Genomic DNA, 15,384 nt, shown 5'->3' with positions numbered 1-15,384 from the left:
TTAATATACTTTAAAAGTACAAATAATGTATATTTAGTTTAATAAATATACAAAAAAGCATTATATTTTGCTATTTGTGTATATATTGTAACGAATTCTGTGTACATTTGCATACTAAAATTTTCTGTTATTACTCGTCTTTAGTTTAAAGAAAAAATTATTAGTATGACTAATATCATAAATAATGACCAGAAAACAATTTGAATATATTTTTGACAATAATACCCCTCATATACCCTTTATCTTTTATATATAACTAAACCGATGCACCTGAAATTTGAATTCGCTGAGAAAACTGCAAAGATAAATTTGTAGGTTAATTGCTTGTTTAGGTTTTTGTCATGAGTAAGAAAATAAAATGTTGTAAAAAGGAGTTTTTAATGGGATTTGCAGGTAGCGATATTAATGTAAGGAATGCTGTTGTATAACTAAGGTATGCAGTACAAAGTATTATTTAACTTTTTAGATGTCTTAAAGATAAATAAATTTTTATTATCATAGAGTGTCACGAAAGAACTTTCCGCTACAACCCATATTTTACAGACAAAAAAAGCCTCAATTATAAAGATTAGGGCTTTCGAATTTGGTAGGTCAAGCAACTACTCTTAAACAACATAATGCCGTACATTGATTATATTAAAAATCATCAATTGGTGTAATGCTTGAAATAGGATTTCATAGTGTCTATCGTTTTGAATATATTACAGACTATACCAAACTGGCACTTAGTAGGCTTATTTGCCGCTGGTATGATTGCTTTTATCATCTCTACTGTATCTGGTGGTGGCGGTGCCATGTTGCTGATACCAGTTACCTCTTCGATGATAGGGACAGCAGTTGCGCCCCCTGTCATTAATTTGGCTACCCTTATTAGTAACGCCTCACGGCTTTATTTATTCTGGAATGATATTGATTGGTCGTTGACCAAATACTATGTACCAAGTGCCATCGTAGGAGCATGGCTGGCAGCACTGGTCTTTAGTCGTTTAGATGCTGGCTGGATTCAGTTATTGGTTGGGGTATTTTTAGTATCTACTATCTTCCAATATAAATTTGGTAAAGTAGATAAAACCTTTGATATGCCAAAAGCAGGCTTTATACCGTTAGGTTTTATCATTGCTTTTATGAGCACGTTGGTGGGCGGTCTTGGTCCTATTCTGAACCCTTTTTATATGAATGCTGGACTAGAAAAAGAGAAGCTGATTGCCACCAAAACTACTAACTCTTTTTTTGTAGGTATCGTACAAATCGGTAGCTACGCTTTTTTTGGCGTATTTACTGTCAAACTTTGGGTGTATGGTCTCGTATTAGGACTAGGTGCGGTCGTTGGCAATGTCATTGGCAAACGCTTTTTGACAGGAATGAGTATTAGTCAGTTTAGGATAATGCTGCTCATGCTAATGGTAATCAGTGGTCTCATCATGATTATAAGAAACGTCAATGTGCTGTTCTAATAAATAATCTAAACCTAGGGTAAGCGTCTTCATCAGCTGTGAGTTAGCTCTTTACTTATTGAATACTGCCCATTGGGCATCCTATGTTGTTTGGCTTGACTACTCACACACCGTAGCTATCAGATGATATTGATCTCATAACTGAACTTCTCTGCCAGTCCAAATGACTCTCTATACTCAATAGGATCACCTTCCAAATTCTTAGCAATACGGCATACCTTCACTAAGTTTTCTTGCTTAGTATTGTCCAAATAAGGATCGATGTGATTGGTTATGAAAAACAAGGTCTCAACGGCAGATGACACAAACTGACCACATTTTGTATAGTAAAACGGATAAAGAAGGTTCTCAAAACCTTCGGGCTCTAAGGTTACAAAAGCTTCATAACGGCTTTTAGGTAGCCAAATTTTTTCACTCAGTAACACGTCATCTTCGACAACACGAACGCGCTCTATATAAATTAGCGCCTTATTTTTACCTATATTTAGTTTTTGATTAATATCATCGATAGCCTCTATCACCATGATTTTTTTGATGATACCGGTCGGCGTTACATAACCAGATTCTTTGTCACGGAACTTAAAAAACCTTAATAATGAACTTCCGAAATCTGGGCGTTTTAAAAAAGTCCCTCTACCTTGCTGCTTTATCAAAACCCCTTCGTCGACAAGTTTTTCAACCGCTTTACGCACGGTTCCTACCGATACTTGGTACTTATCAGCGAATTCCTGTTCACTAGGTAAAGGAGTGTTTTCGTCCCATTTACTCTCTGTTAGTAACGTTTGTATGTGCCATCTTACCTGCTCATATCGTGGCATTTTAAAATTCTTGAAATTATCTATCATTTATTCACCATTATGGAATTTTTATTAAATTTCTCAACTTTTTAAAACGTTTTTATTACTTTAAAAAGAAGAATGTGCGCAGTTATTTTTTAAGCTCTAAACCATTTTCATGTTAATCACTTTGATATTAGCGCTAAGCTAAATTTTTCAGTCAATCTTATCTAATTCACGTTACCTTTTTTGTTATCATTCTATGCGATTAGATATGATTCTGAAGATGGACGGTTTTCTAGTGTAGAAAGCTATTTACCGATACTTGGTCATGTTCTTTAATCTATAAACTTTATATAGATCTACATCTACTGTTAGGACCAAGGAAAAGCCGTGACTCTCTATATTCTAGCAGCCATAGTGATATGTATTATTTTGGGCTATACCACTAAGATCAATATTGGTCTGTTTGCTATTGCATTTTCCTACCTGATCGGTTGTTTTGGTATGGGACTAAAGGCCTATGAGATTATTGAGCTATGGCCACTCAAAATCTTCTTTGTGATCTTTGCTGTGACCCTCTTTTATAACTTTCCTCTTGCTAACGGCGCTTTAGAAAAGCTGTCTAGTCATCTAATTTATAGGTGTCGCCATTTTCCAGAATTCTTGCCTTTAGTTATATTCTTTGTTGCTACGATCGTGGCAGGCTTAGGCGCCGGTTATTACACTGTCTTGGCCACGATGGCACCTATGATTCTGCTATTGTCTAAACGCACTAACCTAAATCTTGTCATTGCGACCTTATCTGTGAATTATGGCGCGCTCGCTGGTGCTAACTTTATCACTTCACAAAGTGGGGTTATCTTCAGGGAGCTGATGCGCGATGCAGGGGTTGCCAATGACAATAGCTTTACTTATGTTTTAGGAGTGTTTGCCGCTACTTTTGTAATACCTGTGATTCTACTGGGCGGCTATAGCTTGTTCAATGCCAAAAATAGTAAAATCGCGATTCAAACGACGGTGCCAGAGCCTTTTGATAGTAAACAAAAAAAATCTATTGTGCTTATTTTTATCATGATAGCTACTGTGCTTATTGTGCCCATTCTCAATCTACTCATGCCGCAAGTATCGGCGATTGAGTTTTTGAATGCTCGGATTGATATTGGTTTTATCGCTGTTATTTTTGCTTTGATCAGCCTATTTTTAAAGTTGGGTGATGAAAAAGCAGTGATTGCACTCATACCTTGGAACACGCTCATTATGATTTGTGGCGTCGGTATGTTGATTCGCCTCGGCGTAGAAGTCGGTGTCATTTACGAGCTGACAGAATGGCTCAGTACCAACGTTCCTATCTGGTTAATACCGATGTTGGTCTTCGTTATCAGCGCTATTATGTCGGTATTTGCTAGTACACTTGGCGTCGTTGCTCCTACTCTATTTCCTATAGTGCTTCCCTTAGCCGTTGCCTCTGGACTAAGCCCTTTATTACTATTTACCTGTATTGTTGTGGGCGCACAAAGCTCATCACTTTCTCCTTTCTCATCAGGAGGTAGTCTAATGTTAGGCGCCTCGCAAGTCGTTATAGAAAAAAACAAGCTTTTTAGTTCCCTACTATTTAAGGCTGTACCTCTAGATATTAGCGTTGGAATAATAGCCATTTTAGTAATCCAGCTCATATTCTAAAGGCTTATAAACAAGAACACCTATCAAAATTTTTTCTATATCTTACTGCAAGGTATTGATGAAAACGATAGTAAATAGCTTTACGCCTCTCTATAATACAATAAAATTCATACAGACATACATATGTTTCTTGTCATTTCTAAAGTATTCTGTTACTTTTATGCAGTGTTAAAAAAACATATTTTGATGAAGCCTAGTAACTTTTCTAATCTGATCATAATTTCAAGCGTTAATAATTGATTATTTTGATCAGAATTCTATTGAATTTTGAGTGTGCAAATACACACAAGGAGTGTCGTGTGAAAAAGCTTTCCTATCTGGCTCTTGGCCTATCTATTCTATCCCTGGCAGCCTGTAACAACGCAAACGAAACGGCTAGCACAGATGCAGCTGCGACAGATGGCTCGGGCGAGTTTACTGGGCCTTCACGTCCAGAGTGTATTGCCCCAGCAAAACCAGGTGGCGGTTTTGATTTGACTTGTAAGCTTGCTCAAGCGGGCTTAAAAGAGACTGGTATTCTAGAAGATCCTATGCGCGTGACCTATATGCCAGGCGGCGTAGGCGCTGTTGCGTATAACAAGATTGTGGCTAATGATCGCGACAATGAAGATGCCATTATTGCCTTCTCTACTGGTTCTATTCTGAATTTATCGCAAGGTAAATTTGGTAAATTTACGGAAAAAGACGTGAAATGGCTTGCAGGTGTTGGTACCGATTATGGCGCTGTTGCTGTAAATGCTGACTCAGACATCAAGTCTTTAGACGATTTGGTTGAAGTTCTAAAAACAGATCCAAAGTCAGTCAGCTTCGGTGCAGGCGGTAGTGTTGGTGGTCAGGACTGGATGCAAACTGCTATGTTAGCCAAAGCAGTTGGGGTCAATCCTAGTGATATGACTTATGTCGCAATGGAAGGTGGCGGTGAGGCAATTACAGCGGTCATGGGTAATCATATCACTGCGGTTAGTGCCGGTATTGCAGAGCTAATGCCACAAGCTAGTGCTGGTAAACTACGCGTGTTGGCTGTGTTTGCAGATGAGAGACTAGATGGCAGTATGAGCGATATTGCTACTGCCAAAGAGCAAGGCTACGATGTCACTTGGCCGGTGGTTCGTGGTTACTATATGGGTCCGGATGTGAGCCCTAGCGCTTATAACTGGTGGAAAGAGACTTTTGATAATGTCCTTGCTGATCCAAAATTTGCTGAAATACGCGAGCAGCAAGAGTTACTACCATTCTCTATGACTGGTGAGGAACTACAAGAGTACGTATACAAGCGTACTGGTGAGCTGCGCGAGTTGTCGGCTGAATACGGTCTTGTTGAAGCCCAATAACCATGGACTAAATACTAAGCATTTATAGTATTTTTCAAAGGCTAACAATGTATGCAGTTGTTAGCCTTTTTGCCTCAAAACGCAAGGAGTGTTCCTTATGACGATGGAACGTTTATTTTCTGGGCTAATGGCATTATTTAGCTTATTTTTAATCTATTTGGCTATGAGTTATGTTGCCCCTATCGCTTATGATCCTATAGGACCTCGCCCTTATCCTATTCTGATTTTCTCCCTTATGGCGTTTCTGACTTTAGTGATTGCTTTTCGCCCCGCTCGTTTTACCAAAAAAATTATTTTAGGTTACGACAAAACCGTTATTAGAAATCTAATTTTGTGCATCATTGCATTGACTGTTTATAGTCTGATATTTGAATTTTTAGGTTTTATCCTTGCAACCATACTCATGTGTTTCGCAGTCGGTCTATTATTTGCTGGTAATCCTATTAAGAGCCTGATTTTTTCAATTGTGATCAGTATCGCCTTATACGTTTTGTTCGACATGGTATTAGATGTCGTGTTACCACTTGGATTATTATCAGGGATAATGGGATAGCTATTATGGAAACCTTTAATTTTTTAATGCATGGCTTCGCTGTCGCCTCTACACCCGAAAACTTGATGATAGCCCTGGTCGGTGCTTTTATAGGTACCGTGGTCGGTATGTTGCCTGGACTTGGTCCTATTAATGGCGTGGCGATATTACTTCCCTTTGCCTTTGCGCTTGGCTTACCTCCAGAGAGTGCGCTAATTTTGCTATCGGCAGTTTATTTGGGTTGTGAATATGGGGGGCGTATTTCTGCGATTTTGCTAAACGTCCCAGGATCTGCTGCTGCTGTCATGACGTCATTGGATGGTAACCCTCTCGCTTTACAAGGCAAAGCAGGTATTGCATTATCAATATCAGCCGTGGCTTCATTCGTTGGGGCTACTATTGCTACTATCGGTGTAGTGCTGTTTGCACCACTATTAGCTAACTGGGCAGTATCTTTTGGTCCTGCTGAATATTTTGTACTCATGGTATTTGCCATCACTTGCTTGAGTGGCTTAGTTGGTGATCAACCTATTAAAACAGCCGTTTCAGCGCTCATTGGTTTGGGTCTTGCTACGGTTGGGGTTGACGCCGTTACTGGCGTGTACCGCTTCACTTTTGACTCGGTGAATCTGTCTGATGGTATTCAATTTACCACGATTGTGATTGGCTTTTTTAGTGTCAGTGAGATTCTAATCTTGCTTGAAAGAACCTCTACTGGGCAAAAAGTTGTCGAGCAAGGTAAGCGTAGTTTATTTAACTTAAAAGAGCTGTTATTCAGCTTAGGTGCGATGTTGCGTAGTGGTGTTATGGGCTTTGTTGTTGGTATTCTGCCAGGCGCAGGCGCGACTATCGCTAGTGCTATGACTTATACCAGTGAACGTAAAATTGCTGGCGAAACTGGTAAATTTGGTGAAGGTGATCTTCGAGGTTTGGCATCTCCAGAGGCTGCGAACAATGCTTCAGCCTGTGGTTCATTTGTACCGATGCTGACTTTGGGTGTGCCAGGTTCTGGTACGACAGCCGTTATGATGGGTGCACTAACCTTATATAATATTACGCCAGGTCCACAGTTATTTACTGAGCAGCCTGATATCGTTTGGGGCTTAATTGCCTCTTTATTTATCTGTAACGTTATTTTGCTCGTAATGAACATCCCTTTAGTACGCTTTTTTGCCAAACTACTTGATGTGCCAAACTATATATTGATACCGTCTATCGCAGCGGTTAGTTTCATTGGTGTTTATTCTATCAACAGCACAACTTTCGACCTAGTATTTATGGTAGCGCTAGGCGTGTTCGGTTACTTTTTACGCAAAACAAACTTCCCATTGTCAGCGCTTATTTTGGGCTATGTACTAGGCGAGTTGATGGAAGATAATCTAAGACGCGCTTTGTCTATATCTCAAGGCGAGCTGAGTATCCTATGGAGTAGTAATATTTCGATAGTGCTATGGATATTGGCTATCTTGATGGTATTTATGCCAATAATACGTAAACTCTATCGCAGAAAATTTAGACCAGCCGTTTAGGTTTTGCTACTTTTCTTGAAATATTTTGCTATGGTGGTTGTACTTTTAGTATGGCCATCATTTTTCTAGGCTGAGTTATTGTATATCTTATAAATAACATATCCCTAATATAACCACTGTATGGCCTTAAGAAGGGACAATCGTCTCCCAATTATCAAATCCAGCAATGTAAGTACAACAGCAAACGACACTATATTGGTAACTTTATTCTTATCAAGATTGCGTTAGCCGTAGCACCATACATTATCTTCTTTATAAAAGTAGAAGCTCTCCCACTACACCCCATATCTTACAGACAAAAAAAGTCCCAATCATAAGATTGGGACTTTCGAATTTGGTAGGCATAAGCAGATTCGAACTGCTGACCTCTACCATGTCAAAGTAGGTCAACGAACTGCTATAAATGACTATTAACTTGTATCTACTAATTTTAAAGGGTTGCAAGTATTGTATGTTTATTATAAAGCAATAATTATTGATGTAAATTAAAATTTAACACGATTTTAGTCACTATATTTTTTTAGTGTTTTTACCTCTACTCTACTATCAATAAAACAGTTTATAGTAGATTACCCAATCGTATTTGCATATTTTAATAGGACTAAACTTGATTGAATAAACGAATGCAAAAGCAAAATGCGTTGAATAGATTGTTTAATCCATGCATAATATGCGGAGAATAAATGCATTAATCACCGCATACTTTTGAGAAGATAATGAAGCATACTACCTATATTCATGAAAAATCAGACTGGACTCAATGGCAGTGGTCGGACAAAACGCTATTGCCTCTCGTTAGTCGTGTGCGGATATTACAAGGAAGACTGCTCGGCAAACTCTCAACTTTAGGCTTTGACTTAAATGTCGAAGCTCAGCTTGATGCAGTGACCTTGGAGATCGTCAAAACCTCTGAGATAGAGGGCGAGGAATTAAATATCGAGCAAGTACGCTCTTCTGTTGCCCGGCATTTAGGTGTAGACAATAGCAATCTGCCTGCTGCTTCTCGTGAAATAGATGCAGTGGTGAAAATGATGTTTGAATCAACCTATCACTATGAGAAGCCGTTATTATTAGATGATTTACTAGGGTGGCATCGAGCGCTTTTCCCAGACGGCTATAGTGGGCTTTATCGTATTAAAGCAGGCTCGCTTCGTGATGATAGTCAAGGGCCTATGCAAGTCATCTCTGGAGGCTATGGTCGTGAGCAAGTGCATTTTGTCGCGCCAAGTGCCGATAAGCTAAAAGATGAGCTCGAAAGATTTTTATCATGGTTCAATACATCATCAAATGAGCATGAGACTATAGATCTAGTTATTAAAGCAGGTATCGCTCATTTGTGGTTTGTCACCTTGCATCCCTTCGATGATGGCAATGGGAGGCTAACACGCGCTATTACGGAAAGAGTGTTAGCGCAAAGTGATGAGAGTTATCAACGCTTCTATAGCATGTCCGCACAAATTCTCAAACAGCGCAATGATTACTATAAGATATTGGAACGTACACAAAAAGGCGATACTGATATAACTAAATGGTTAGCTTGGTTTCTGCAAACGCTAGAGCAAGCATTGCTATCAGCGCTTGAGACGACAGATAAGATACTCAGCAAAGCAAAATTTTGGCAGATACATAGAGAGCAAGCCTTGAACGTGCGCCAAGTAAAAATGCTCAATATTTTACTGACTGACTTTTATGGCAAGCTCACGACTAAGAAATGGGCGACAATGATGAAGTGCTCAGCCGATACAGCACTGCGTGATATCAATGATTTGGTAGAGAAGGGCATGCTGCAAAAGTCTGAGGCTTCTGGGCGTAGTACGAGTTATGAGATTGAGCTTTAATTATAATGGTATTTCATTTACTCAAGCTCTAAGTTTGCAGATAAGTAATGACGTCACTACTAACTAAGTTATGTTCTAACTTCTGTAAAATTTTATGGGGAATACCATAAAAATTTTCCTGATCTACATCTTCTTGATTCTCAAAAAATTACAACGAATGAACTATCCTCCTTTGCTCACCTAATATAGCCTCCTTATCCTCTAGCAAGTATCCATAATGGCGTTAAGTCTATTGTATTAAGTCGAGATATATAAACAATTTATTGTGAATATATTTCGCTGACTAAGATAATGTGTACGGCTTATACAATATCGCCATAACCTCGTACTATGAACAAACTATTGGATATTTAAAAGAATTTTATTAAAAATCAACAAATTAGAACTATTTGCAGATTTTAATGTTAACAATAGTTTGCTGAAAGTTTATTTTTTTGTATATAATGTTCTAGTTTTATAACTTACGAAGGCGGCATAGCAACCGATTTTAATCCATAACAAAAACAGTTGTCGAGTAAGTCCTAAATTTGAAATTTAATAAAAAATTATAAAAGCAGCTAGAGATTCTAATTAAGAGGATGGATTATGAAAAAGGCTATATTGACGCTTTTGTTTTTGTTAGCTACTCAAGTTGGTCATGCTGAAACCATTAAAGCGAATGGGGAAGGTGCTGCACCGATTATGAAAAAAAATCTAAATGGCACGCGTAATCAAGCCTTCAGGAATGCAAAAACAGATGCGGTCACTGCTCTCATTAAGCGTATCAATGGTCCGCAGGCGATGGATGAGGCAGGTCGGTATTTAGATGACATTGTTAAACAAGTTGACAGTAGTTATGTGCTAAACAGAGGCAGTAATACTAATACCAATAATGAATTGGTCACTCAAGTGAGTCTGGAAATAGATGACCAAGAATTTCGCTCAATTCTCAATGATTTAGGATTGGCGAAGAAAAACAGTCGAACCAGTCCGATTATGATTGTGATGGATGAATACTTTGGCGTACCAAAAGACAATTCTAAGCCAGTCAAAGAGTTCACCTCTTATTTTTCAGATGGCAGCTATAGCTATGATGAAAATGCAAGTTATAAATCCAGTGAGAGTGCAAAAGCTAAGGCGTCAGATTCTTATGCTTCAAAAGGACGTTCATCTGCCGCCTCGGGTTATGCCTATGGTAATTATTACGGAGCAGGCGTAGGTGTTGCTGGCCGTTCATCGAGCCATAATAATTCAGGTAGATCAGCCTCTTCAAGCAGTTACGATGCCAATGAGTCGGCAAAATATAGCCAATCTGAACGCCAAAATGATATTCAAAATTTTGTGAAATATGTGGAATATCAAACACCCACTACTAAAGCTGAGCGAAATAATCAAACATTAAACGCTATAGCAAGTGCGGCCTCTCGCTATGATTTGCGGTTGCTTGATTCTGATCGTTTTAGAAGTCAGTACTTAAACGGTCGTAGTATGACCATTCAACAACTCATGAGTGATGCAGAGCTTAATAAGCTAGTCATCGCCGCGCGTAAAGAAAAAGCCGACTGGTTTATGGCGGGTAGCTCTTATATTTATGATCGTGGTCGCTCATCTGCCACCGGTCAATTTGTCTGCGATGGTGCTGTAAGTTTTAAGATTTACTCAGTAGATGATTCAACGCTAATGGGCGGGGAAACTCGTACAGAGTCTTCGACAGGTGCGACCACAGATTCCTGCCGTACCAATGTAGCAAAAAAATTGGGTGAATTAGCAGTTAGCCAAGTTGGACCACAGATTTTAGGGTATGCAAAAAATCGAGTCATGTATGGTAAAGAAATTACTGTTTTCCTCAAAAGTGCTTCTGGCATTGTGACTTCACGTCTCGGGGATGATTTGTATATTGCTTTGGACGAGATGAGTGGCGCTGAAAATATTGATATTCGTACTCAAAATGGCAAGTTGGTTGAGATGACCCTGACCTATAAAGGTAAAAAGCCAATCAGTGGAGAATTGGCGAAAGCGCTACGTAAAGTAAGCCCGACGCTATCGAGCGCCGAGCGCCTACAAGCTGGAAATACGATAACACTGTGCATGGGTGGTATTCAGTGCAAATAAAATTCAAAGCGTTATGTTTGGCGATACCGATGCTTGTATCGGCATGGGCAAATGCGAATATTCAAATCTACCCATCAAAAGGTATTTTTGGGTTGGAGCAAGGTTGTCGTGCTGATTCTAGCAAGTATGAAGCAAATGGTTCTTCTATTGTTTGTGATTTTAGCCAAGCAATTGGCAATGAAAGTATTCGCAAACAAGCCGAGCAGCTTTTTGTACAAGGTTTAACACAAGGTTTCGGTGACCAAGTTGTCGATAGCATTTTACAAAACACTAAACATCGTACTTATGTAGCCTCTTTAGACGTTTTACGCGCGAGCGAATATATAGTAAAAAAGGATTCGACAGCAGAGGTTTTTTTGCCAGTCACCTTGAGTTTAAAGCTTACGAATGTGTTGTCAGGCGAGGTCATTTATAGTGACAGTGCAACATTATCGCAGCCTATTCAAGTACTGGCTACCGATATTGATTCCCCTGCAACAAAAGCCGCCATAAAACAAAAGTTTCAAAGCACGTTTCTGACATTGACTACGCAATTAACTAGAGAGTTAAAGTCAAAGTTGAAAATTTCTGAGATTGAGACTCAAGTGATTGATCGATGGAAATCTTACTTGGTTCTAGATAAAGGCTTTAAACAAGGAATTACTGTACAAGATGAACTGAGTTCAACAGAAGGTGATCTGATTCGTGTGGTACATGCGGATAGTGATTATGCTGTGGCTGTGCCGATATTGATGCAGGGTCGTACTAAGCGCTTTAGTAAAATATCAACTGATACCCGTCAGGCTATGAATAAGCCTAAAGCATTAGTGGTTGATGTACTGACTTATCAAGGCGAATCAAAAGATTTAATTGAACAAGTTTTTTCTGATGCCGTAGGTGAGCAAGCCTCCTTTACTTTGACGCCAGTCAATCGACGTTATAGTGCTATGGCGCAAAGTATTGGTGAACAGACGGCATTAGCACAAAGTGAAGACATCAACCAACGTGAGTTACCTGAATTTTTTATTCGGATTAACGTCATTCCAGTAATCGCTTATCAACAGAGAATTGGGAAAATCACCCAGCAACAGGTTTTTCATAGTGAGGTTTTTGCTGAAATGATTGATCGTTCTGGTCGCGTGATCTACTCAGCACGAGCAACAGATGATATCAAAGACATGGTTTCAGACGGTATGGGGTTTTCTCTAGAAGCGCGTAAAGAAGTTGTGTTGAAAAACGCACTTTTGAAATTAGGTCAACAATTTCAAAAAGGGGTTGAATTTACTCGTTCTGATCTGAAAGTCTTAAGTTCCAATAATCATAAAATCACCATTGATGATGCAGGGGAGCGCTTAAGTACAGGAATGAAAGTCCATGTATATCATTCAGATAAGGCCGCCGGACGTAATATTCTGATTCCAACATGGGAAGCGACTATTTTGGCACGTCAAGGTAGGAGCGTTACCGCGCAACTCGATTTCCCTGTCAATAGTAATGATCGTCTACCCGTGCGTTCTGGAGACAGAATTTTGCTTGATAGTTCTGCGCCAGTGGGAGACTCAAAGCAAGCGCGTGTTTTATGCCCAAGCTTACATACCGAACAAGCTGGTGAAATTCCGTTTTATGGTTTCGGCCCTTTGATTTATCACACTTTTGCTAGTCAGTCGAAACGACCATTCTATGCGACAGGTTCAGGTTTTAAAGGACAAACCCTACTGAAAGACTCAGTCGTTAATATGACTGAAAATGCTGGGTTTAAAAAAGATATGAAAGTTAACTTTTATACTCCGACAGATGAATGTTTACAGCCAGTACTTAAGATTGAATTGAAGACAGATAGTGTGCAATGTAATGCAGACAAAAGTAATTGCGAGGCTACATTGGTTATGGCCAGTGGGACACGCATATTCAACCAGAGGTCTGAAAAAATAGGGGCTTATGGTTTGCAACAAGAAGTTAGGTTAAAGGGTATAGACCATCAGCATCGTAATGAGATGTATAACATTCAGATGTTTGAGGCTTTACCAAAAATTTTAAATCAAATCGTGCAAAAAGCCGATTATTCACAATAGGGATAACAAGGTATGAAAAAAATTGCAATTGTTTTAGCAGTAGCAGCTTCAATGGGAGCATCAAGCGTCTATGCAGGTTTTGGGTCACTGAGTAGTATGGCCTCGTCATTATCTGAATCTGTGACTGGCGTATCGTCTTCAAATATGGATATCAATGGTTTCTTCACGCAGGCTAAAGTAACCAATGAAATGTTTACTCAAAGCCGTACTGCTTTAGCTTCATTGCTCGCAAGTAAACAAGATTCAGATGAATTAAAAGCAAAACAGAACAGCCTGAATATGACCTCTGATCTAAAAGAAAAAGAAGCCTATCAAAAACAAATTGATGTATTAACTAATACAGTTTTAGAAGCCTCTCAAAAAGATGAAGCAGGAACAGTAGCTAAGCTGTCAGCCTTGGATGCGAAGCAGAAGCAGCATTTGTTGGACTCTGCGACAAACTTTGTAATCGCAAGCTTAACCGCTCGTGAATTGGCGGTAGGCGCTAAACAAGTAGGTAGGAGTTTAATAGCAAACCCAAGAAGCCTGACTAATACAGGAATGTCTTTGGTTGAGGCTAAAGGAGTAGTAGGAGATATCACTGGTATTGCTAAAAACTCAACAATGGCTTTGGTGGCATATCCAAAACTGTTTAAAAAAGCTGGTATTGAATTCAAAATGCCTACAAGCTCATCAGACAAACCAAAAGTACTCAGTAATATTTAAAAAGATTGATTTAGTTTAACTTTAAATACAATCAAAATAATAATTAATAGTCAAATCATTTAAAGAAATAAGAGAGCCATATAGAGGGTTCTCTTATTTCTTAGTATTTTGAGAAATTTAAATTATTAAAATATGGTTAACGTCTTGAGGGGACTATACTGAAAAAAATAAACCGCCCCGACTATATTCAACAACGATTTACTCAAGCTAAGTAGACATCCCTGATATTATCGTTAAGTCACTGTTACCGCATTTTTAAGCTGAAAAAATCATACTAAGTTATGCATGAGTATAAATGATCCAGCTCTTATTAAAGCTCTTAGCCTGTTCAATATCCTTATGTCCACCACTTTCGAATTAATAGGTGGATAGCCTTATTCATCGAGCAATATCATTAAATTAAATAGTAGCTGAGCTCTGATGTCATCGGACTGATTACAGTAAGTTTATTTGGCCTTCTCATCGATGAGATTTTTTATCTATTTTAATATCTCAGTCAGCTTGTGTGTGACATAAGTAAAATCATACTTATACGTCAGCTACAGCAAAATGTCGTATAAGCTATACTGAAAAAACCGTAGAGTTAAACTTGTTAAGCTAAGTAGATTAATCGGACTTCAATATAATTAATAAAGTCAGAACACCCATTACTCTAGCTACTTCAAAGTAGCTTAGCATCGTCATCCAGACTCTATCCAACTGGAATAATAAGGTCAATCAAGACAAACTCGTATGAACAAAGTAGTATGATCCTGAAGTTATGAGTACACATGAAGAAGTGAGGCTTCTAAAACTTCATCTTAAAGTTGATGAGGGTGAGCACGAGATGCTAAAAGAGCAACAGTGTACTGTGCCAATAACAGTTACTCAGATACGCATTTATTATATGTCGTTATGAACAGATATGAAATTTATTGAAAGGTAACCAAGTTATGACTGTTACTTTTGAGCCAGTAGTAAATATTAGTGTAGTGGGAAAAATACTCATTGATATGATATAGAAGATAGTTGGAGTTTTAGGGTCATAGTTAACCATCTCCCTACTTTATTAGCTGAAAGAAGGTTAAAAGTAGCGGATGCCGTACGAGCGACAGGAGTGAGCAAAACAACTTTGCATATGATATATAATGATCAGTCATCAAGAATTGATTTCGACACTATAGATAAGCTTTGTGAATATCTTGAAGTAGGGGTAGGAGATATTTTTGAATATGTAGAAGAAAATAAAGCAGAAAGCTTTAAGAAATAGACCTTCATTCAGAATTTAGAGTAGAGGTCAAAAAGAGAGATTTAATTCTAATAGCCTTTGAGCTCTAGTCACGTTTTGGTCACCATCAATTTTCTGATCATTTTAATAGAGGGCTCAACAAGAGTAATAATAGAGATTCCAAATG

At 38.6% G+C, this 15,384-nt stretch carries 11 protein-coding genes; 10 read left to right on the top strand and 1 reads right to left on the bottom strand.

The features are described from left to right. Positions 1–680 precede the first annotated feature (680 nt). The gene (locus ACTXGH_RS01245) at positions 681–1,454 is read left to right on the top strand and encodes a sulfite exporter TauE/SafE family protein (RefSeq protein ID WP_439295689.1); all 774 of its coding nucleotides are present in this window, start codon (positions 681–683) and stop codon (positions 1,452–1,454) included. A gap of 119 nt (positions 1,455–1,573) precedes the next feature. On the opposite strand, the gene ACTXGH_RS01240 is transcribed toward ACTXGH_RS01245, so the two are convergent. Next, positions 1,574–2,299: a GntR family transcriptional regulator gene (locus ACTXGH_RS01240; RefSeq protein WP_439295690.1), complete on the bottom strand. Its 726-nt coding sequence runs from the start codon at positions 2,297–2,299 to the stop codon at positions 1,574–1,576. Between the two features lie 324 nt (positions 2,300–2,623). Here ACTXGH_RS01240 and ACTXGH_RS01235 point away from each other — a divergent pair, with 324 nt between their 5' ends. The 9 genes from ACTXGH_RS01235 (at position 2,624) to ACTXGH_RS01195 (ending at position 15,239) form a co-directional block, all read left to right on the top strand. Next, positions 2,624–3,913, top strand: coding sequence for an SLC13 family permease (locus ACTXGH_RS01235; protein WP_439261765.1), 1,290 nt, complete (start codon positions 2,624–2,626; stop codon positions 3,911–3,913). Between the two features lie 299 nt (positions 3,914–4,212). After that, the gene (locus ACTXGH_RS01230; RefSeq protein ID WP_439295691.1) at positions 4,213–5,244 is read left to right on the top strand and encodes a Bug family tripartite tricarboxylate transporter substrate binding protein; all 1,032 of its coding nucleotides are present in this window, start codon (positions 4,213–4,215) and stop codon (positions 5,242–5,244) included. A 97-nt stretch (positions 5,245–5,341) separates the two neighbouring features. Then, positions 5,342–5,797 carry a tripartite tricarboxylate transporter TctB family protein gene (locus tag ACTXGH_RS01225; protein ID WP_439261767.1) on the top strand — a complete coding sequence of 152 codons (456 nt, stop codon included), beginning with the start codon at positions 5,342–5,344 and terminating at the stop codon, positions 5,795–5,797. A gap of 5 nt (positions 5,798–5,802) precedes the next feature. Continuing rightward, complete coding sequence (locus tag ACTXGH_RS01220) at positions 5,803–7,305, top strand: tripartite tricarboxylate transporter permease (RefSeq protein ID WP_439261768.1); 1,503 nt, start codon at positions 5,803–5,805, stop codon at positions 7,303–7,305. Positions 7,306–8,021: 716 nt separating this feature from the next. Continuing rightward, positions 8,022–9,143 carry a Fic family protein gene (locus tag ACTXGH_RS01215; RefSeq protein ID WP_439295692.1) on the top strand — a complete coding sequence of 374 codons (1,122 nt, stop codon included), beginning with the start codon at positions 8,022–8,024 and terminating at the stop codon, positions 9,141–9,143. A gap of 585 nt (positions 9,144–9,728) precedes the next feature. Beyond that, a complete protein-coding gene (locus ACTXGH_RS01210; RefSeq protein WP_439295693.1) occupies positions 9,729–11,234 on the top strand; it encodes a hypothetical protein in 1,506 nt (501 codons plus the stop codon). Continuing rightward, positions 11,225–13,285 (top strand): hypothetical protein, encoded by a 2,061-nt coding sequence (locus tag ACTXGH_RS01205; RefSeq protein ID WP_439295694.1) that lies wholly within the window; start codon positions 11,225–11,227, stop codon positions 13,283–13,285. Before ACTXGH_RS01210 ends, ACTXGH_RS01205 begins: the two co-directional genes overlap by 10 nt. Before the next feature lie 12 nt (positions 13,286–13,297). Next, positions 13,298–13,990, top strand: coding sequence for a hypothetical protein (locus ACTXGH_RS01200; RefSeq protein WP_439295695.1), 693 nt, complete (start codon positions 13,298–13,300; stop codon positions 13,988–13,990). A 997-nt stretch (positions 13,991–14,987) separates the two neighbouring features. Further along, on the top strand, positions 14,988–15,239 hold the full coding sequence (locus ACTXGH_RS01195; RefSeq protein WP_439295808.1) for a helix-turn-helix domain-containing protein: 252 nt from the start codon (positions 14,988–14,990) through the stop codon (positions 15,237–15,239). The last annotated feature ends 145 nt before the right edge of the window (positions 15,240–15,384 follow it).

Source organism: Psychrobacter sp. 1Y10 (assembly GCF_052259005.1).
GTDB classification, from domain to species: Bacteria; Pseudomonadota; Gammaproteobacteria; order Pseudomonadales; family Moraxellaceae; genus Psychrobacter; species Psychrobacter saeujeotis.
Note: the sequence above shows the minus strand (reverse complement) of the source record. Positions and strands in the feature narration are given on the sequence as shown.